This is a genomic window from Enterococcus canintestini (genome assembly GCF_001885735.1).
GTDB classification, from domain to species: domain Bacteria; phylum Bacillota; class Bacilli; order Lactobacillales; family Enterococcaceae; genus Enterococcus_C; species Enterococcus_C canintestini.
On record NZ_JXKG01000004.1, the window covers coordinates 95,113 to 113,881 of the forward strand.

General features: G+C 37.8%; 18 protein-coding genes. 16 read left to right on the forward strand and 2 right to left on the reverse strand.

Annotated elements, in window-relative coordinates:
• Positions 1 to 147: 147 nt before the first annotated feature.
• On the reverse strand, positions 148 to 759 hold the full coding sequence (gene rpsD / locus RU96_RS04215) for a 30S ribosomal protein S4 (RefSeq protein ID WP_071864287.1): 612 nt from the start codon (positions 757 to 759) through the stop codon (positions 148 to 150).
• Positions 760 to 1,310: 551 nt separating this feature from the next.
• Here rpsD and RU96_RS04220 point away from each other — a divergent pair.
• The 16 genes from RU96_RS04220 to RU96_RS04295 all read left to right on the forward strand — a co-directional run bounded on the left by RU96_RS04220 (position 1,311) and on the right by RU96_RS04295 (position 17,450).
• Entirely contained in the window at positions 1,311 to 2,108 is a 798-nt protein-coding gene (locus tag RU96_RS04220; protein WP_071864288.1) for a formate/nitrite transporter family protein, read from the forward strand.
• Between the two features lie 188 nt (positions 2,109 to 2,296).
• Complete coding sequence (locus RU96_RS04225) at positions 2,297 to 2,953, forward strand: DNA alkylation repair protein (RefSeq protein WP_071864289.1); 657 nt, start codon at positions 2,297 to 2,299, stop codon at positions 2,951 to 2,953.
• Positions 2,950 to 3,726: a Cof-type HAD-IIB family hydrolase gene (locus RU96_RS04230; RefSeq protein ID WP_071864290.1), complete on the forward strand. Its 777-nt coding sequence runs from the start codon at positions 2,950 to 2,952 to the stop codon at positions 3,724 to 3,726. The genes RU96_RS04225 and RU96_RS04230 overlap by 4 nt, the downstream gene beginning before the upstream one ends.
• 16 nt (positions 3,727 to 3,742) lie before the next feature.
• Positions 3,743 to 4,165, forward strand: a complete 423-nt coding sequence (gene mgsA / locus RU96_RS04235) for a methylglyoxal synthase (RefSeq protein WP_071864291.1) — start codon at positions 3,743 to 3,745, stop codon at positions 4,163 to 4,165.
• Between the two features lie 157 nt (positions 4,166 to 4,322).
• Positions 4,323 to 5,120 carry a TIGR00282 family metallophosphoesterase gene (locus RU96_RS04240; RefSeq protein WP_071864292.1) on the forward strand — a complete coding sequence of 266 codons (798 nt, stop codon included), beginning with the start codon at positions 4,323 to 4,325 and terminating at the stop codon, positions 5,118 to 5,120.
• 9 nt (positions 5,121 to 5,129) lie between these two features.
• On the forward strand, positions 5,130 to 5,507 hold the full coding sequence (locus RU96_RS04245) for a YlbF family regulator (protein ID WP_071864293.1): 378 nt from the start codon (positions 5,130 to 5,132) through the stop codon (positions 5,505 to 5,507).
• A 102-nt stretch (positions 5,508 to 5,609) separates the two neighbouring features.
• Positions 5,610 to 8,165: a DNA mismatch repair protein MutS gene (gene mutS / locus RU96_RS04250; protein ID WP_071864294.1), complete on the forward strand. Its 2,556-nt coding sequence runs from the start codon at positions 5,610 to 5,612 to the stop codon at positions 8,163 to 8,165.
• A gap of 15 nt (positions 8,166 to 8,180) precedes the next feature.
• The gene (mutL, locus tag RU96_RS04255) at positions 8,181 to 10,346 is read left to right on the forward strand and encodes a DNA mismatch repair endonuclease MutL (RefSeq protein WP_071864295.1); all 2,166 of its coding nucleotides are present in this window, start codon (positions 8,181 to 8,183) and stop codon (positions 10,344 to 10,346) included.
• A gap of 772 nt (positions 10,347 to 11,118) precedes the next feature.
• A complete protein-coding gene (locus tag RU96_RS04260; protein WP_071864296.1) occupies positions 11,119 to 12,918 on the forward strand; it encodes a DNA-binding protein in 1,800 nt (599 codons plus the stop codon).
• Positions 12,919 to 13,164: 246 nt separating this feature from the next.
• On the forward strand, positions 13,165 to 13,719 hold the full coding sequence (locus RU96_RS04265) for a Maf family protein (RefSeq protein ID WP_071864297.1): 555 nt from the start codon (positions 13,165 to 13,167) through the stop codon (positions 13,717 to 13,719).
• Positions 13,720 to 13,856: 137 nt separating this feature from the next.
• The gene (msrB, locus tag RU96_RS04270; RefSeq protein WP_071864298.1) at positions 13,857 to 14,285 is read left to right on the forward strand and encodes a peptide-methionine (R)-S-oxide reductase MsrB; all 429 of its coding nucleotides are present in this window, start codon (positions 13,857 to 13,859) and stop codon (positions 14,283 to 14,285) included.
• 66 nt (positions 14,286 to 14,351) lie between these two features.
• A complete protein-coding gene (ruvA, locus tag RU96_RS04275; protein WP_071864299.1) occupies positions 14,352 to 14,945 on the forward strand; it encodes a Holliday junction branch migration protein RuvA in 594 nt (197 codons plus the stop codon).
• A gap of 15 nt (positions 14,946 to 14,960) precedes the next feature.
• Positions 14,961 to 15,959, forward strand: coding sequence for a Holliday junction branch migration DNA helicase RuvB (ruvB, locus tag RU96_RS04280; RefSeq protein WP_071864300.1), 999 nt, complete (start codon positions 14,961 to 14,963; stop codon positions 15,957 to 15,959).
• A gap of 14 nt (positions 15,960 to 15,973) precedes the next feature.
• Positions 15,974 to 16,540, forward strand: coding sequence for a TetR/AcrR family transcriptional regulator (locus RU96_RS04285; RefSeq protein ID WP_071864301.1), 567 nt, complete (start codon positions 15,974 to 15,976; stop codon positions 16,538 to 16,540).
• 8 nt (positions 16,541 to 16,548) lie between these two features.
• Positions 16,549 to 17,004 carry a low molecular weight protein-tyrosine-phosphatase gene (locus tag RU96_RS04290; RefSeq protein ID WP_071864343.1) on the forward strand — a complete coding sequence of 152 codons (456 nt, stop codon included), beginning with the start codon at positions 16,549 to 16,551 and terminating at the stop codon, positions 17,002 to 17,004.
• A gap of 71 nt (positions 17,005 to 17,075) precedes the next feature.
• Positions 17,076 to 17,450, forward strand: coding sequence for a hypothetical protein (locus RU96_RS04295; protein WP_071864302.1), 375 nt, complete (start codon positions 17,076 to 17,078; stop codon positions 17,448 to 17,450).
• 416 nt (positions 17,451 to 17,866) lie between these two features.
• Here the strand turns inward: RU96_RS04295 and ypfJ are convergent, their stop codons facing one another.
• On the reverse strand, positions 17,867 to 18,751 hold the full coding sequence (gene ypfJ / locus RU96_RS04300; RefSeq protein ID WP_071864303.1) for a KPN_02809 family neutral zinc metallopeptidase: 885 nt from the start codon (positions 18,749 to 18,751) through the stop codon (positions 17,867 to 17,869).
• Between the last annotated feature and the right edge of the window lie 18 nt (positions 18,752 to 18,769).

Here is an 18,769-nt window from a genome sequence, read left to right on the forward strand (position 1 = left end):
TTATATAGCAAAAGTTTCGTATCCTAATACTTGTAAGAGCAACGAGGCAATGACAAGGAGGTGGGGGAGCTCAATGTTATGTTTTAAAACGTACAGTTAAATAAAAAAAAATACCACGTCGCAAAAGACGTGGTAAAAGTGAAATTCTTACATTAATTGGTTGTAGAATTCAACGACGAATGATTCGTCAACATCAGGTGTCATTTCTTCACGTTCTGGTAAACGAGTTAATGAACCTTCTAATTTTTCATCGTCAAAGCTAACGAAAGCAGGACGTCCGATTGTTGTTTCTAAAGCAGCGCGGATTGCTACGTTGTTTTGAGATTTTTCGCGAACACCGATCACTTGACCAACTTCAACGTGGTATGAAGGGATGTCAACGCGTTTGCCGTCAACTGTGATGTGGCCGTGGTTTACTAATTGACGTGCTTGACGACGAGTAGTAGCCAAACCTAGGCGGTAAACGACATTATCCAAACGTTGTTCTAACAAGATCATGAAGTTAACACCAAGTTTACCTTCTTTGATCCGGCCAGCTTTAACGAATAAGTTACGGAATTGACGTTCGTTCATGCCGTACATGTGACGTAGTTTTTGTTTTTCAGTTAATTGCAAGCCGTATTCAGATTTTTTACCGCGGCTGTTAGGGCCGTGTTGACCTGGTGGGAAAGGACGACGAGCTAATTCTTTACCAGTTCCAGACAATGAGATGCCTAAACGACGTGATAATTTCCATGATGGTCCAGTATAACGTGACATTTAAAAATTCCTCCAATAAAATAAATTGTTTTTTGGAGTAAAATAATCCGATGAAAAATTCATATTCGTACAGTTCATCCTTCAATCTTCACCTTTGCAGCCGCGGTTACACAATTGAACTGGGCAAGCCAGCGATGAACTGGTGACGAGCTATTATTTTTCTGCTGCATTATTTTACACAAAGCTTATTGTACGATAATTGTCTACTTGTAGTCAAGAGAAATTGTCTTATGAACCAAAATTGCAAAAGTAGTCAAAAAAAGAAGTTAATAAAAATACAACGGTTATTTATCTGGTAGTTTCGCATTACTATCTCTCTTAGTACAATGAAATAGCACAAATTTTTAATAGGATTGCTTTTCTTAGTAAAAACAGTCATTTTGATGACAAAAAAGAAGCCAATTTGAAAAAAAGATTAAAGAGAATGACAGTCGTGTAATTTTGTTGCGGGCTTTTTCAGAAATTTACCGAAATAACTTTACAAAATCACTTTGCCTCTATAAAATAAGTGGGTATTTATAATTATTCATTTAAAGTAGAGGAGAAAAGAGATGAATCCTGTATCACCATTATTTTCAAAAATTGACACATCGATTGAAAAGAAAGTTGATTTAATTCAAGGCAGTTACTTCCGGTATGCGGTCCGTGCAATTTTAGCTTGTTTGTTTTTAGGTTTGGGAACAGCAGTGGCATTTGCAATCGCTATGAAAGGCGAGCATATTGTGCCAGGTTTGGGTAAGATGTTATATGCCTTCATGTTCAGTTGGTCACTTGTGATGATTTTGTATTTGAATGCGGAATTAGGTACTTCAAATATGCTATATATGACAGTTGGTGTTTATCGTAAACGTTTGAATTTTGGCTTGGCTACGAAGATTTTATTTTCTTGTATTTTATTTAATTTAATTGGTGGTTTAGTGGTAGGCTTTTTAATCGCACAAACAGGACCATTCCAAGGGCTAGAACCTGATAACTTCTTTTTTACTTCAATTACAGGTAAATTGGAAAAATCAACCGTGCAAATTTTGATCGAAGCAATGTTTGCCAATATTGTCGTGAATACAGCCGTTTTAATCAGCATGCGCATGAAAGACGATGCTGGTAAAGTAGCAGCGATTATCTTCATTATTTTTATCTTTGCCTTTTTAGGATATGAACACGTTATTGCAAACTTCCCGGCTTTTTCATTAGCTTATTTTGCTTCTGGTGGTGCCATTGAAGGAATGACAGCCGGAGCCGTTTTACACAACCTTATTTGCGCCTTAATCGGGAACTACATTGGGGGCGGTCTGGTTATGGGCTTAGGCTTTGCATGGTTAAATAATTCTAAATCTATTTATGTTGACTAATATTTAACGGCTATAACAATAAGTAGTGGTAAATCGTTAAAAGATTTTACCCACCGCTTGTTGTTATAGTCGCTTTTTTATTTTCTAAGCGGAGTTTAAAAAGGAGAAGTCTTGCTTGTTTTAAAGATTACTTTTACAATTAGTTTTGAACGATTGGAAAACGCTATAATTTTTCGTAAGGAGATTTTATGTCACGATTATCTTTTGACCCTGACCCAATCAAAGCTACGCCAATGGCAAAATATATGAAAAATAAGTTTCTTTTTTTGGGTGTTCAAAAACCACTACGAGCAAAAGCGGAAAAAGAGTTGCTAAAAGAAAGTCTTACATGGTCAGTGGCTAAATTACAAACTGAGATTTTTTATTATTACCAGTTAGAGGCACGAGAATATCAATATTTAGCCATTGATTTATTTAATCAAAATGTTCTACGCCTCAATTTAGAAGAGTTGGCAGAATATGTACCATTAGTCGCTACCAAAGAATGGTGGGATAGCATTGATGCGTGGCGTAAGGGCTTTAATGATTATATTAAAGCTTATCCGGAAAGTTTAACGGAAGTCTTTAGCTGGTTTTACCAAGCTGAGGATTTTTGGTTAAGACGAATTAGTATTACGTTACAATTGCAAAGTAAAATAAAGACGGACTTGTCTTTGTTAGAGCAGGCGATTTTATTTGATCAACAGACGCCTGAATTTTTTATTCAAAAAGCGATTGGCTGGGCGTTGCGGGAGTATATTAAAACAAATCCAGTCTATGTCACAAATTTTATTGCCCAAAATAATTTAAGTCGGCTTGCTGTGAGAGAAGGCAGTAAGCATCTAAAGAAAGCGAGTAAAAAATGAAACGAAAATTAATTGCCTTTGATATTGATGGAACATTGTTGAATAGTCAAAAAGAAGCGTTGGCTAGTACGAAAAAAGCATTGGAAAGATTGCGAAATAACGGCCATTTAGTCATGGTAGCGACTGGACGGAGCCGGTTTCTGGCCCAACCTGTTTTAACCGAATTAAATTTTCACAACTACATTGTCTGTAATGGATCAGCTGCCTTTTTGGATCATAAACAAGTCTATAAACATTTATTAGACCAAGAGCAATTGACTGCTTTTGTGGCGGAAATGGATCAATTAAAGATCGATACGGCTTTTATTGGCATGGATGCTATGCGCCGTCATAGCGATTTTGATGTACCTAGAATGGATGAAGCAATGCGCTCTTTTGGTTCTCATGTGCCAAAACAAGATGTAAATTTCAAAAACCAACAAGAAATTTATCAAGCATTAGCTTATTACGATGATAGTTATGAAGGCTTTTTTGATGAAAAATATCCTGCTTTGCGTTTTGTGCGCTGGCATGAAAAATGTGTGGATGTAATTCCTGAAAATGGCTCGAAAGCTGCCACTATTATCCACTTAGGTGAAACACTTGGCATTGACCGCAGTGACATTATTACGTTTGGTGATGGTCAAAATGATAAAGAAATGTTAGCCGCAGCTGGTGTAGGTGTGGCAATGGGAAATGCAACTGCAGATGTTAAAGATGTGGCTAATTTTGTGACAGCTTCAAATGATGAAGATGGAATCTTTCACGCGTTGAAAGAATTTGCGTTGATTTAATTAGGAGGTGCTAAAGATGAAAATTGCTTTAATTGCTCACGATCGCAAAAAAGATTTGATGGTGCAAATGACAACTGCCTACAAAGAAATTCTCGCGCAACATGAATTATATGCCACCGGCACAACCGGTCAGAGAATTGCTGAAGCTACTGGTTTAAAGGTGCATCGATATAAATCTGGGCCTTTAGGAGGCGACCAACAAATCGGCGCGATGTTAGCCGCAGACGATTTGGATATGGTAATATTCTTGCGCGATCCTTTAGCAGCACAACCCCATGAACCAGATGTGACAGCTTTAATCCGGTTGAGTGATGTTTACGAAATCCCCCTAGCTACTAACATTGGAACGGCTGAAATTTTGATACGAGGTCTGGCTTTAGGGTTAGCTGATTTTCGCGAAATTATACACGAAAATGACCAACGGCCACTTTCTTTTTAAACATAAAAAAACGCGTTTTGCCTCAAAAGGTAAAGCGCGTTTTTGTTTTGGGATAAAAGAGAAGATAAAGCACTATTTTGTTAAAATAAGGAACACTTTTTTTTCTTTAAAAAAACCACTATAATAGAGCAAGACATTTAAGAGAAGAGGAAAATTTGTGCGGGTATTGTTTATTGGAGATGTTGTGGGTTCATTAGGGCAAAAAACGATTACAGAATATTTACCAAAGTTAAAGAAAAAGTATCGTCCTCAAGTTACCATTGCTAATGGTGAAAATGCGGCTGGTGGGCGTGGAATTACTGGCAAAATCTATAAGAAATTTTTGCAAGATGGTGTTGATGTGGTGACATTGGGCAATCACACTTGGGATAATCGTGATATTTTTGAATTCATCGGGGATGCTAAAAAGATGATTCGGCCAGCTAATTTCCCCCAAAAAGCACCAGGAGTAGGGATGGTTTTTGTTAAGGTAAATGAAATCGAACTGGCTGTCATTAATTTACAAGCCAGAGCTTTTATGACTGCAATTGATGATCCTTTTACAAAGGCCGATGCGTTAGTAGCAGAAGCCAGAAAACGGACACCGTATATTTTTGTCGATTTTCATGGTGAAACCACCAGTGAAAAACAAGCATTAGGCTGGTATTTAGATGGCAAAGTTTCCGCAGTTGTTGGTACCCATACACATGTACAAACAAATGATGGGCGCATCTTACCAAAAGGTACTGCCTTTTTAAGTGATGTGGGCATGACAGGACCGTACGATGGTATCTTAGGTATGAAAAAAGAAGGGGTTATTGAACGTTTTTTAACTGCATTACCCCAACGTTTTGAAGTTGTAGAAGAAGGCCGTAGTATTTTGTCGGCTTGTGTGATTGAAATTGATGAAAAAACTGGGCATGCTAAAAAAATTGAGACGATTCAAATTTCAGCAGATCGTCCTTTTTATGAATAGGAAGAACAGATGGAAAAATTTGAACCTAAAATAACTGCTGGGTTAAATGAACTAACTAAAGCTCTAGCAGAAAATGAGATTGTAAAAGATTATCGCCAAATTGCGCGAAAAGTGGCGAATAATTCTCGCTTGCAAGATTTGGAAGAAAAAATAAAAGCAGCGCAACAAGAAGCTGTTCAATTTGCTCACTATGGCAAACCTGAAGCCGAAAAAATGGCTCTTATAAAAGCTGAGCATTATCAAAAGGAATATGAAAATCATCCTTTAGTCATTGCTTATCGGGAAAAGTTGATACTAGCAAATGATTTGTTGCACTTTTTGACTGATAACATTTCCCAAAATGTTAATCAGGCAATAGATAAACTGGCTGATAAAGAGATTGAATAAATGCTCTAAGTAAATTTTGCTTAGTGCGTGCGTAATCCTTTTAAAAAGTAGACAATCATAAATAAATTACAGTAAAAAAGGCGAATTGAAGGAGGAGCTTTAATGCCTCAAAAGACCAAAAATACACCGATGATGGAACAATATTTAAAGATAAAAGCCAATTATCAAGATGCTTTTTTATTTTATCGTCTAGGGGATTTTTATGAAATGTTTTACGATGACGCGATTAAAGCTGCTCAAATTTTAGAGTTGACATTAACTAGTCGCAATCGTAACGCCGATGATCCCATTCCCATGTGTGGTGTTCCTTATCACGCAGCTCAAGGCTATATTGACACGTTAATTGAACAAGGTTATAAAGTGGCGATTTGTGAACAAGTGGAAGATCCTAAAACTGCTAAAGGTATGGTAAAACGCGAAGTTGTGCAACTGGTTACTCCCGGAACTGTCATGGATGCCAAAGGACTAGCGGCAAAAGATAATAATTTTTTGACTGCCTTAAGTTTTAACGATAATCAGTATGGTTTTGCCTATGTGGACTTAAGTACAGGAGAACTAAAGGCGACCACTTTACCAGATGAAGAAGCAGTTTTAAATGAAGCGAGTGCGCTTCAAACAAAAGAAATTGTATTTACGAGTGAGATTTCATCAGATTTGCAACAGACTTTAAAGAAACGACTTAACTTGGTTTTCTCCAGTCAAATGGAAATGAAAGAAAATGCGGAATTTCAATTTTTAACAAGTGAACTAACTGAAACCATTGAAAAAGAAGTAACTGGTAAACTGCTGTGTTACTTAGCAGAGACGCAAAAACGCAGTTTGGCTCACATTCAAAAAGCGCAAGAGTATCAGCCTGATCACTATCTTAAGATGGATTACTATTCTAAATTTAATTTAGAATTAGCCCAATCGATTCGGACGGGTAAAAAACAAGGAACGTTATTGTGGTTGTTAGATGAAACGAAAACGGCAATGGGGGGACGTTTGTTAAAACAATGGTTAGATCGTCCTTTAATTCAGAAAAAACAAATCTTTGCTCGTCAAGAAATGGTGCAATCTCTCTTAGATAGTTATTTTGAACGTGCTGATTTACAAGAGAATTTAACTAAAGTATATGATCTGGAACGCTTAGCTGGACGAGTAGCTTTTGGCAACGTAAATGGCCGCGATTTATTACAGTTAAAAACTTCATTGGTTCAAGTACCACAAATTCGCACACTGCTAAACGGCATTAATACTGGCGCTTGGAATGATCTACTACTGGATTTAGAGCCTTTGGATGATTTGGTTACGTTAATTGAACAAGCGATTAATGAAGAGGCGCCATTAGCGATTACAGAAGGTAATGTTATAAAAGACGGTTTTAATGACCAATTGGATCAATACCGTTTGGCGATGCGCAATGGGAAACAATGGTTAGCGAAACTAGAAGCAAGTGAACGGGAAGCTACTGGCATTAAAAATTTAAAAGTAGGATTTAATCGCGTTTTTGGTTACTATATTGAGATTACAAAAGCGAATTTGGGCAATTTAGCTGAAGGCCGCTATGAGCGCAAACAAACGCTGGCAAATGCAGAACGTTTTATTACCCCAGAGTTGAAAAAGCTGGAAACACAAATTTTAGAAGCCGAAGAAAAATCTGTTGATTTGGAATATCAGCTCTTTTTAGCTGTGCGAGAAGAAATTAAACAAGCGATTACGCGCCTGCAAAAATTAGCCAAAGCCTTAAGTGAAGTTGACGTTTTACAAAGTTTTGCGACCATTGCAGAACGTTATCAATATGTTCGTCCGCAGCTAAACAATCAACATGAGTTAACGATTAAAGAAGGTCGTCATCCCGTGGTGGAAAAAGTTTTGGGGCATCAAGAATATATTCCCAATTCGATTACAATGGATCAAGAAACGCTGATCCTATTAATAACTGGACCAAATATGTCGGGGAAAAGTACGTATATGCGCCAGTTAGCACTGACGGTGATTATGGCACAAATGGGAAGTTTTGTGCCGGCTGAAAGTGCTAATTTACCCGTTTTTGATCGGATTTTTACCCGAATTGGTGCCAGCGATGATTTAATTGCCGGTCAAAGTACCTTTATGGTGGAGATGATGGAAGCCAATCAGGCCCTTCGTCATGCAACTAATAATAGTCTAATTTTATTTGATGAATTAGGTCGCGGGACTGCAACTTATGATGGTATGGCGTTAGCGCAAGCAATTATTGAATACATTCATAAGGTTGTTAAAGCCAAAACGCTCTTTTCTACCCATTACCACGAATTGACGGTTTTAGATGAAGTCTTACCACAATTACGCAATATTCATGTTGGAGCAGTGGAAAAAGACGGTGAAGTGGTCTTCTTGCATAAAATGATGGAAGGCGCTGCCGATAAGAGTTACGGCATACACGTCGCTAAAATTGCCGGCTTACCGACGGATTTATTAGAGCGCGCGGCAACGATTTTACAACATTTGGAAAAACAAGATGGAACAAAAGCACAGCCTAGCCAAGTTGCAGAAGAAGTTGAACAAATTTCATTGTTCCAAGAAGTTTCCACAGAAGAGTTGGGTGTGATTGATACGTTGAAAAAAATCGATTTACTCGACACTACTCCCCGTGAAGCGTTAAATATTTTATACGAGTTACAAAAACGAATTTAGAAAAGGAGGCAGACGATGGGTAAAATTCAAGAGTTATCTGAACGTCTTGCCAATCAAATTGCTGCCGGTGAAGTGGTGGAACGCCCAGCCTCGGTTGTAAAAGAATTAGTTGAAAATGCGATTGATGCAGGATCGACTCAGATTGATATTTTAGTCGAAGAAGCCGGATTGAAAAAAATTCAAGTAATTGATAATGGCGAAGGAATTGCTGAAGATGATGTAGTGAACGCCTTTAAACGTCACGCGACAAGTAAAATTCATAGTCGGGATGATTTGTTTCGCATTCGAACATTAGGATTTCGTGGTGAGGCATTGCCAAGTATTGCTTCTGTTTCTTATGTCACAGTTGAAACAGCAGTTCAAACCCACCAGCAAGGGACATTGTTGCGTTTAGAAGGTGGAAAAGTCGTTGAACATACACCAGCGCCTTTGCGTCAAGGAACTAAAATTACCGTTGAAAATCTATTTTACAATACACCAGCGCGCTTAAAATACGTTAAGACATTACAAACGGAGCTTTCAAATATTGGCGATATTGTGAACCGTTTGGCACTTAGCCACCCTAATATTGCTTTTCGCTTAGTGCACGATGGCAATAAAATGTTAACGACAGCGGGAAATGGTGATTTAAAACAAACGATCGCAGGAATTTTCGGGGTGCAAACAGCTAAAAAAATGTTAGATCTTGTAGCACAAGACTTAGATTTTACGGTGAAAGGCTACATTTCATTACCAGAAGTAACTCGGGCAAGTCGTAATTATATCTCAACGATTATTAATGGCCGCTACATTAAAAACTTTGCTTTAAATAAAGCTATTATTACAGGCTACGGTTCTAAATTAATGGTCGGCCGTTTTCCGATTGCGGTTTTAGAAATTACCATGGATCCTTTATTAGTCGATGTGAATGTTCATCCTACCAAACAAGAAGTGCGCTTATCAAAAGAACCAGAATTAACCAAATTAATTAGTAAAGCAATTAATGACCGTTTAAAAAGTGAAAATTTAATTCCTGATGCCGGAGAAAATCTAGACTTTAAGAAAAAAATCCCGCGGACAGAACAAGAAAAAACTGAGCAATTGCAAATGGAATTGCCAAATGCCGAAAAGAAAAATAGCGGACTAGCCTTTGATCCCGGTAGTGGTAAATTTATTTACCGTAATTCACAGTCTGTGGATAAAGCTGTGGAAGATTGTGGACAAGTTTCAGAAAAGCCAGATAAAGAGCTAGAAGAAGCAACAGGTAAACAGGAAAATCAAGGAGAAAATTTCCAACAAGTAGTAGAAATTCAAGAAGAATTACCTACAGTGCCAAGTTATCCCAAAGTGTCAGAAGAAAAAGCAGATTCTACTCCTCTGCAGGAAAATGCTGTTGTGGATAAATATATGGATGTGGAAAACAGTTCCTCCAATTCTCAAGCTGATCTTGCTTTATCACAAGATGAAATAGAGGCAGAATTGCAAAGCGAGTTGGACCATCCAGAATTTAGTCTTCATGATTCAAAAGGTAGCCAAGCTTTAAATAAAGCGATTGCTACATTAGAAGCAGAAAAAACTGGCGAACGTTTTCCCCAATTGGAATATTTTGGACAAATGCACGGGACCTATCTTTTTGCTCAAAGTAGTGATGGTCTTTATATTGTCGATCAACATGCTGCCCAAGAGCGGATCAAGTACGAATATTTTCGGGAAAAAATTGGGGATGTGAGCAGTAACTTACAAGAATTACTCGTACCTATCGTGTTGGATTATCCTAATAGTGATGCGATTAAATTACGTGAGAAAAAGGAAATGCTCTTAGATGTCGGAATTCAATTAGAAGATTTTGGTGCCAATAGTTTTATTATTCGTGCCCATCCAACGTGGTATCCCGCTGGACAAGAAGAAAGTATTACCAGAGAAATGATTGATATGTTGTTGACGACAGGAAACGTTAGCGTCAAAAAATTTCGCGAAGCAACAGCAATTATGATGAGTTGTAAACGATCAATTAAAGCCAATCATCATTTAAATGAATTACAAGCACGGGTCTTATTGCAAGATTTAGCTTTATGCGAAAATCCTTTCAATTGTCCTCACGGTCGGCCGGTTTTAATTCACTTTAGTAACGGCGATATGGAAAAAATGTTCAAACGCATTCAAGATCCTCATCGCTCTGCTATGGCTGGTTTAGAAGATTAATTTTTCAAATGGTAAATTAAGCGAGCAGTAAAATTAGCCCGAAAGATTGCAGTCGTAATCTTTCGGGTTACTTTTTTGTGTTTCACAAACGAACTCTTGGCGACATTAAGTCGCAATGCTAAGAAATTTGAGGAACAATTTCTTATTACTCCGCCTGAATGCTAAAGAGTTAAGCGCGTTTGTTTAGCTTTTCTATTGATCTAGCTTTTTGAACTAACTCGCTACGACAATAAGCTAAAATTTCAAAAAATTTGAGAAATAATTTCGTGAAATTCTAGCTTATTGCTAGCGAATTGAACGAGTTCGGAAAACTTTTCTAGGTGTCTAGCACAGGCAGCAACTCTTCGGGAAAAATTCAAAAATTAGTTTCTGGTAAAGAGCACCAGAAAACGAATTTCTGAAATTTTTCCAAAGAGCTAACCACTGCCTTTAGCTTTTCTTGGATCTAGCATAATAAACAAGCTCTCTACGGCGATAAGCCAAAATCTTGAGAAATTTGAAGAGCAATTTATCAAGATTTCGTCTTATCGCTTGAGAACTAACCATGTTTATTATGCTTTTCTTGGATCTAGCTTCACAAACGAACTCTTGGCGACATTAAGTCGAAATGCTAAGAAATTTGAGGAACAATTTCGTATCATTTCGCCTTAATGCTAAAGAGTTAAGCGCGTTTGTTTAGCTTTTCTATTTAAAATACTGCAAAAGGCTGACGTATTTTTTGTTATTTTCTGGCATAATAGGGAAAAGTCTTATAAAAGAAAGAGTGTTGTGGATGATTGTTGATTTTATTATTTTAACGTTGTTGTTTAGTATTGGGATACTCATGATAAATTTTTTAATCTTAGTACTAGAAAAAGATAGCTCGCGTAAAGGGATGGCCGTCTTAACAGTAATGGAATTACTAATAATGGCAGTTTTTTTATATCTGGTACTACCAAGTAAAAATTTAAGTTCTCTTTTGTGGTACAACTTATGGGGAGCTTTTGCTGCTGTTTTAATTGCAAGTCTATATTTGGCCATTAAAAAAGCGGGCAAAAAAATTGGTAAGAAGATACCAGCGGCTAATGAAAAACGTGTGGATGTTACTCCTGAAACCAAACTAGCAATGGGGCAATTAGGAAAAGTCTTTGCGGCGGTAGTGGTGTTGATGGGAGTATTATTTGCAGTTTCCAAAATTAGCGGGATTACCTCTATTGATGAAGTTTATTCTTCTATTCCCGCAAAAACAAAGGAAAAAGCAGAAGTGCTAACTTCAACTAAAGAAACACCAATCGCCATTGCTCCTGATATGGCGAAGCGAAAAATGCTGCAGAAGTTTTCAGTCATTCCCAATTCGAATATGTTTACATTAGATGGGATTACTGCTCAGACAATCAATGGTGAGTATGTTTATGTAGCAACTGTGGAATACAATGGCTTTTTCAAATGGCTTAAACTCGGTGAAGTTCCCGGTTATTTCAAAATTAGTGCTACAGACATAAATGCCCAACCTGAATTTGTCAAAGAGCCATTGAAATACACACCGTCTGCTTTTTTCAACCAAGATGCAGGACGCAAAATTTATGCTGCTTTTCCTGGTTATGCTTCATATGGGAAAATCAATTTAGAGATTGATGATAAAGGGATACCTTATTATATTCAAACTTTATACAAAGAATATGGTGTAACCGGGCTAATGCATTATAATCAATTCAAAACAGCCGTGCTAAACGCACAAACAGGCGAAGTTAAATTATATGACAGTAAAAAAGCACCTGCTTTTGTGGATGCGCCGATTACATCGGCTGCGGCTAATAGTATGAATGAATTCTTTGGACGTTATGGCCAAGGCTGGTGGAATCAATTTGTCTTTGGCGCTAAAAAAGATGTCAAAGTCCCAACTGATAACGGTATTTATGCTTCTGGTCAATTAACACCGATGTTGAGCAAAGAAGGCCAGTTAAATTATTTCACCGACTTTACCAGTGGTGATGATGATCAAGATTCTGCTTTAGGTTATTCCTTAATTGATGCGCGCAGTGGCCAACTGACCTATTACCGCGATTCAGAAGTTGGGATAATGGATAGTGACGGTGCAATCTCCATTGCTGCAAAAATTTATCCCGAAAAGAAATGGGATGCTGAGATGCCAGTCTTATATAATATTGATGGAGTGCCCACGTGGATTGTGTCGTTAATGGATACAAAAGGTATTTTCAAAAAATATGTTTACATTAATGCAGTGGATAACGATATTGTCGTAGACGCTGAAAATGCGCAAAATGCATTGGATGCTTATCGGATTGAGCTTGCAACAAAAGGAAGCAACAATAGTAGTACCCAAGCAGATGCTTTAACCCAAAAAAGTGGTATAGTACAACGTGTTGTCGTACTCGCCAATGGCAACAATACCGTAGTGTCTTTCTTATTAAAAGACGACCGAACAGTTTATAGTGTTAATTCAAATAATAGTCCGTATGCTATCTTCATCAAAGAAGGGGATAATGTAACTTTTAAAGCTAACGTGACGGCTGATCAAACCGCAGCCAGTATTCAAGATTTAACCGTTGAAGGTTTAGGTACAAAAAAATAAGACGATTTAGCGTCAAAGGGGTTGTGATAGAAGTCTTATCACAGCTCCTTTTTAGGAATAAACAGTGTGACAGAAGTAACTTTTTTATAAATCGAAATTTCGCAAAAATTAGAAAAAATTTTTCTTAAAATTTCGTCTTATTGCTTGAAGCTGACCGCTTTTGTTGCAACCTCTTTTACAATTGCAATATTAAGTATAAAATGAGGGTACTTTGTAAAATGAGTGGAAATAAAGGAGGAGTTTTTCTTGGCAATTATTTTAGCATCACAATCACCTAGACGAAAAGAGTTGTTATCTCGCTTGGTAGCTGACTTTAAAGTGGAGCCAGCAGATATTGACGAAACGGTAAAAGAAACAGATCGACCAGAAGAATATGTTGTTCATATGGCAAAAGAAAAAGCAAAGGTTGTAGCTGAAAAGCATCCTAAAGATTTGGTCATTGCCAGTGACACGATTGTAGTTAATCACGGTCAAATTCTGGGCAAACCAACATCTCGAGAAGACGCTTTTGTGATGCTAAAAGATATGAGTGGCGGCATGCATCATGTTTACACAGCGGTGGTGATGCGTAAGGGTCACCAAATTTTACAAGAATTAGTACCAGCAAAAGTACTGTTTTTTGAGCTTAGTGATGCCGAAATCAATCGCTATTTGGATACTGGTGAATATGCCGATAAAGCTGGTGCTTATGGGATTCAGGGTCAGGCTAGTCTGTTTGTAAAAAAAGTTGATGGGGATTATTACAGCATTGTTGGTTTTCCTGTCGGTGTTGTCAATCAAATGTTAAAAAAAATTATCTAAAAATTCTGCGCAGCAATTAATGTATCTAAATTCAGCCTAAAACTGTTTTGACGCAACATTAAGGGCTGCGTATTTATAAGCATAAAATTTTTGCTTTTAATTAGATGAGCGTACTATTTTCTTAAGAGGTGATTACGATGGATAAAGAAGAATTGAAAAAGAAATTAACACCAGAAGAGTATGCTGTAACCCAAGAAAATGCCACTGAACGTCCTTTTACCGGAAAATATGACGATTTTTATGAAAAAGGCATTTATGTGGATGTCGTTAGCGGGGAACCTTTATTTGCTTCGACTGATAAATATGACGCTGGTTGTGGTTGGCCTGCTTTTTCAAAACCAATTGAAAAACGAGGAGTCAAAGAAAAAGCTGATTTTTCTCATGGTATGCATCGGGTAGAAGTCCGCAGTAAAAATGCCGATTCCCATTTAGGTCATGTTTTTAGCGATGGACCAAAAGATGCAGGAGGCTTGCGGTATTGCATTAATTCTGCTGCACTAAAATTTATTCCAAAAGCAGAAATGGAAGCTGCGGGGTACGGGGAGTATTTACCCCTTGTGAAATAGTCAGCTTTTGTCTGGTGCCAAACTATGCTACAATAAGGGGAACGTATGTACAGGAAGGACAAAAAAATGTACGAGTATTTAATCGGTAAAATTACAGGCGTTACCCCCGCATATATTGTTTTAGAAAATCATGGAATTGGGTATCAAATCGCAGTAGGAAATCCATATCGCTTTAAAGAACAAGAAGAGGTTAAAGTATATGTGCAACAAGTTATTCGCGAAGATGCTCACGTTTTATATGGTTTCAAACAATTAGCAGAAAAACAACTTTTTTTACGCTTGATTAGTGTTTCTGGTATCGGACCAAAATCGGCTTTGGCTATTATGGCCGGCGAAGAGCATACTGGCATGATTAATGCGATTGAGTCAGGCGATGTTACTTATTTAACAAAATTTCCCGGTGTGGGGAAAAAGACCGCACAGCAAATGATCTTAGATTTAAAAGGAAAATTAGGCGATCTTTACGATCCGCAATTGAATTTGGAGCTCTTACCACAAGCAAATGGCAAAGTAGCATTAACAGAAGCAATGGAGGCGTTAACTGCTTTGGGGTATAGTGCAAAAGAAGTCAAAAAAGTTGAGAAAACTTTGGCAAATGAAGAAATGCAAACAACAGATGAGTATTTACGTGCGGCCTTAAAACTTGTGATGAAAAAATAGAAAGGAGGGGAAATTGTGACAGAAGAACGACTTGTCTCACCCGAAAAAGAAACGACCGAACAACTCATTGAAAAATCATTACGGCCCCAGTTTTTATCCCAGTATATCGGTCAAGATAAAGTGAAACATGAACTATCTATTTATATCGCTGCGGCTAAAAGTCGTGAAGAGTCTTTAGACCACGTCTTGCTTTACGGACCACCTGGATTAGGGAAAACGACTATGGCAATGGTTATTGCCAATGAGATGAATGTCAACATTCGAACGACAAGTGGTCCAGCTATTGAAAAACCAGGCGATCTGGTGGCGATTTTAAATGAACTAGAAGCTGGCGATGTTTTATTTATTGATGAAATTCATCGTCTGCCCCGAGTAGCTGAAGAAATGTTGTATTCGGCCATGGAAGATTTTTATGTGGATATTATGGTTGGACAAGGACCAACAGCCCATCCTGTTCACTTTCCTTTACCTCCTTTTACCTTAGTAGGGGCGACAACGCGGGCGGGTATGCTTTCTGCACCTTTACGAGATCGTTTTGGTATTATCAGCCATTTGGAATATTATCAAGAAGCTGATTTAAAAGAGATTGTTTTGCGTTCAGCGGATATTTTTGCTACAGATATTGTTGCAACTGGTGCCCATGAAATTGCCCGGCGCTCGCGGGGAACCCCCCGAATTGCCAACCGCCTTTTAAAACGCGTGCGAGATTTTGCCCAAGTGGAAGCGGATGGTATAATTGATGATAAAATCGCCGCGCGCGCTTTACAGTTGTTGCAAGTTGATGAAGCTGGACTTGATTATGTCGATCAAAAATTAATTAAAACGATGATTGAATTATATGGTGGTGGACCAGTAGGCTTGAGTACGCTAGCGGTTAATATTGGTGAAGAAACCGAAACAGTGGAAGATATGTATGAACCTTTTTTAATTCAAAAAGGATTTTTGAAACGTACTCCTCGTGGGCGAATTGCGACTGGCTTAGCCTATGAACATTTTGGTTATCCTTATGAGTAATGGAGTGTGTTGGGATGGCAGTTAACCAAACAAAATTAAAGATTGCAACAGCATTAATTGAGCTAGTAGCAAAAACGGATTACAGTAAAATTAGTGTGCAAATGATTGCAAAAAAAGCGGGAATTAACCGGCAAACTTTTTACTATCATTTTTCGGATAAAGATGAATTGCTCCGTTTTATTTATTACACAGAAGCATTAAATTTTCTAACTAGTGATGAATTATCACTGGCAAATTGGGAAGAACAAGTACTCCAAATGTTGCGGGCAATTTATCAGCGTCGCGAGTTTTATCGCAAAACAGTAGCGGACCGCAAAGAAATTTTAATTCGCGAATTTTCTAAAATTGTTGGGCGGCTTTTCCGCAAATTATTTGAAGACTTTGATACGGAAAATTATTTATCAGAATCAGATAAAGATTTTTATGGGCACTTTTTTACCTATGGCTGTAGTGGAGTGTTGTTGGCTTGGATTGAAGATGATTACCCCGTCGCTCCTTTAGAAGTGGCGACGCAAATGTTTCGTTTGGCAAAAGACGTTGAGCTTTATTCTTATCGTTTATATCAACAAGAGGAGCAATAGTGAATATGGTGAGTAGTGTTTTATTTGTTTGTTTAGGTAATATTTGTCGTTCGCCAATGGCAGAAGGCTTGTTTGGAAAATTTGCACTTGAAAATGGCTACAAAATTCACGTGGATTCTGCTGCTACTAGTCGTTTTGAAGTGGGAAATCCACCACATCCGGGTACAAAAAAGGTCTTGAAAAAAGCGGGTGTCGATTTTTCAGCGATGGTTTCCCGACAATTGCAACAAGAAGATTTTTATCGCTTTGACTATATCGTGGGAATGGATAAAGAAAATGTTCACGACATTTTGGCGATCGCACCTCATGATAAGAACGCTAAAGTTGCCACGTATTTATCAGTAGTTGAGGGAAAAGAAGACGACTCTATTCCAGATCCTTATTACACAGGTGATTTTGATGAAACCAAACAATTGATTGAAGCAGGATTAGCACCGTGGTTAGCGGTTTTGACTACTGTGTGAACAATCAGAAAAACTTGTCTTTTTACAGAAATTTGATAAAATGTGCTTACTTATGAGAAGGGGTGGCGGCAATGAAAGAAAAAATGAATGTTAAAAAATTCGGCAATTTCGTGGCCAATACCTCGAATGCCTTATTAAAGGGATTTTTAAGCGATAGTATGGACAAAGAGCTGCAACAAAAGATTTCAGTTGAAATGGCTGAAACGTTGGTTTTGGCGGCTGAAAAAGAAAGTTTGGTAGTTTTACAATTAGATGTAACCCCAAATAGCGTCAAGTATGAAACTGTTTATGGCTGGATTTTAAATAAACAATTAAATCCCAATCATTTAGTGATACAACCGCAAAATAAAGAACAGCCATTGCGGATGATTCCGTTAGAGCTGATTCGCAAAGTGAGTATTTTAGATAAATCAGGACAACGAACAAGTATTACCCGACAACCATAAAAGATTTTGCTGCGCAGCCAAAAAGCTTGCGCAGCTTTTTTGTCTCTAAATAAAAAAGGGCCCGTCGCTAGGGAGGCGACGGGCAAGGAGTTAAAAATGAAAAAGTGTTAGTTAGGGTTGTTTGTTGGTACACTTATATAGTACAAATCATTTATGAATATTTTGTGAATCAAAGAAGCAAAAGTTAGGAAATATCCTTAAAAAAGTATTAAGCCTTAAAAGCAAAACAAACGTGTTCAACTCTTTAGCATTAACAGAATTTTTTGAAATTCCAGTTTATTGACGTAGAGAGCGAGTTCATAAGTTAGATATCCAATAAAATTGAAATAACTCAGGTCAAGCTTGCAAGCAATAATAAAAAAAGACTGCTCAACTGATAAGTATATATCAGCTAAGCAGTCTTTTATTCCTAAGATTTAGAGACTTAAATTATAAGTACTAAATGTATCACCGTGTTTTAAATCACCATATTGGTAACCACGCTTAAACCAGTCCACACGCTGCTCAGAAGTACCGTGAGTAAAGCTGTCAGGAACAACATATCCTTGAGCTTCTTGTTGTAAGGTATCATCACCAATTTGATTAGCCGCTTGGATGGCTTCATCAATATCACCGACTTCTAAAATTGGTTGGCCTTGGTAAGTTTTATTGGCTAAATAACGAGCAAAGCAGCCCGCAAAATAATCGGCTTGTAACTCTAAGGCTACGCTATAGCGATTATACTGTTTTTCCGAAAGGCGGCTACGTAAGCGTTCCATCTTATCTGAAGTGCCCAATTCATATTGAACGTGGTGACCTACTTCATGGGCAATAACATAAGCCATAGCAAAATCTCCTGTTGCGCCAAAACGTTGGGATAATTCTTCTTGGAAACTTAAATCCAAATAAACTTTTTGATCGCCAGGACAATAAAAAGGTCCCACAGCAGAGGAGGCTTGACCACATGCTGAACGCACGCTACCACTATATAAAACCAAAGTCGGATTTTCATAGCTTTGTTGGTATTGGGCATATTCAGGTTGTTTAAATTCAGCGTTCCAATAATCTTCCAAGTGCCCAAAAACAACACTGGCAAACTCTTTTTGCTCATCAGTTCCAGTTGGTTGTTGGGTGGTAGTTGGACTATTTTCACTGCCTAAAAGCGAACCTAAGTCGATATTCCCCCCAGAAAAGAAGAGAGAAAATAAAACGATAAGTAGTAGCCCGATTCCACCACCGCCGATTACGCCACCGGATAATCCACCAGAACTACTACGGCGATCTTCAACATTTTTACTTTGTCGGTCACCTTTCCACCGCATGAGATACCCTCCTTAACT

What these genes read in the sequence shown, in the direction of transcription:
- mgsA (WP_071864291.1), top strand. Translation starts at nt 3,743, where the DNA reads ATGAAAATTGCTTTAATTGCTCACGATCGCAAAAAAGATTTGATGGTG.
- rpsD (WP_071864287.1), bottom strand. Translation starts at nt 759, where the DNA reads ATGTCACGTTATACTGGACCATCATGGAAATTATCACGTCGTTTAGGC.
- mutL (WP_071864295.1), top strand. Translation starts at nt 8,181, where the DNA reads ATGGGTAAAATTCAAGAGTTATCTGAACGTCTTGCCAATCAAATTGCT.
- RU96_RS04230 (WP_071864290.1), top strand. Translation starts at nt 2,950, where the DNA reads ATGAAACGAAAATTAATTGCCTTTGATATTGATGGAACATTGTTGAAT.
- RU96_RS04220 (WP_071864288.1), top strand. Translation starts at nt 1,311, where the DNA reads ATGAATCCTGTATCACCATTATTTTCAAAAATTGACACATCGATTGAA.
- msrB (WP_071864298.1), top strand. Translation starts at nt 13,857, where the DNA reads ATGGATAAAGAAGAATTGAAAAAGAAATTAACACCAGAAGAGTATGCT.
- RU96_RS04285 (WP_071864301.1), top strand. Translation starts at nt 15,974, where the DNA reads ATGGCAGTTAACCAAACAAAATTAAAGATTGCAACAGCATTAATTGAG.
- RU96_RS04260 (WP_071864296.1), top strand. Translation starts at nt 11,119, where the DNA reads ATGATTGTTGATTTTATTATTTTAACGTTGTTGTTTAGTATTGGGATA.
- ruvA (WP_071864299.1), top strand. Translation starts at nt 14,352, where the DNA reads ATGTACGAGTATTTAATCGGTAAAATTACAGGCGTTACCCCCGCATAT.
- RU96_RS04245 (WP_071864293.1), top strand. Translation starts at nt 5,130, where the DNA reads ATGGAAAAATTTGAACCTAAAATAACTGCTGGGTTAAATGAACTAACT.
- RU96_RS04225 (WP_071864289.1), top strand. Translation starts at nt 2,297, where the DNA reads ATGTCACGATTATCTTTTGACCCTGACCCAATCAAAGCTACGCCAATG.
- ypfJ (WP_071864303.1), bottom strand. Translation starts at nt 18,751, where the DNA reads ATGCGGTGGAAAGGTGACCGACAAAGTAAAAATGTTGAAGATCGCCGT.
- RU96_RS04295 (WP_071864302.1), top strand. Translation starts at nt 17,076, where the DNA reads ATGAAAGAAAAAATGAATGTTAAAAAATTCGGCAATTTCGTGGCCAAT.
- mutS (WP_071864294.1), top strand. Translation starts at nt 5,610, where the DNA reads ATGCCTCAAAAGACCAAAAATACACCGATGATGGAACAATATTTAAAG.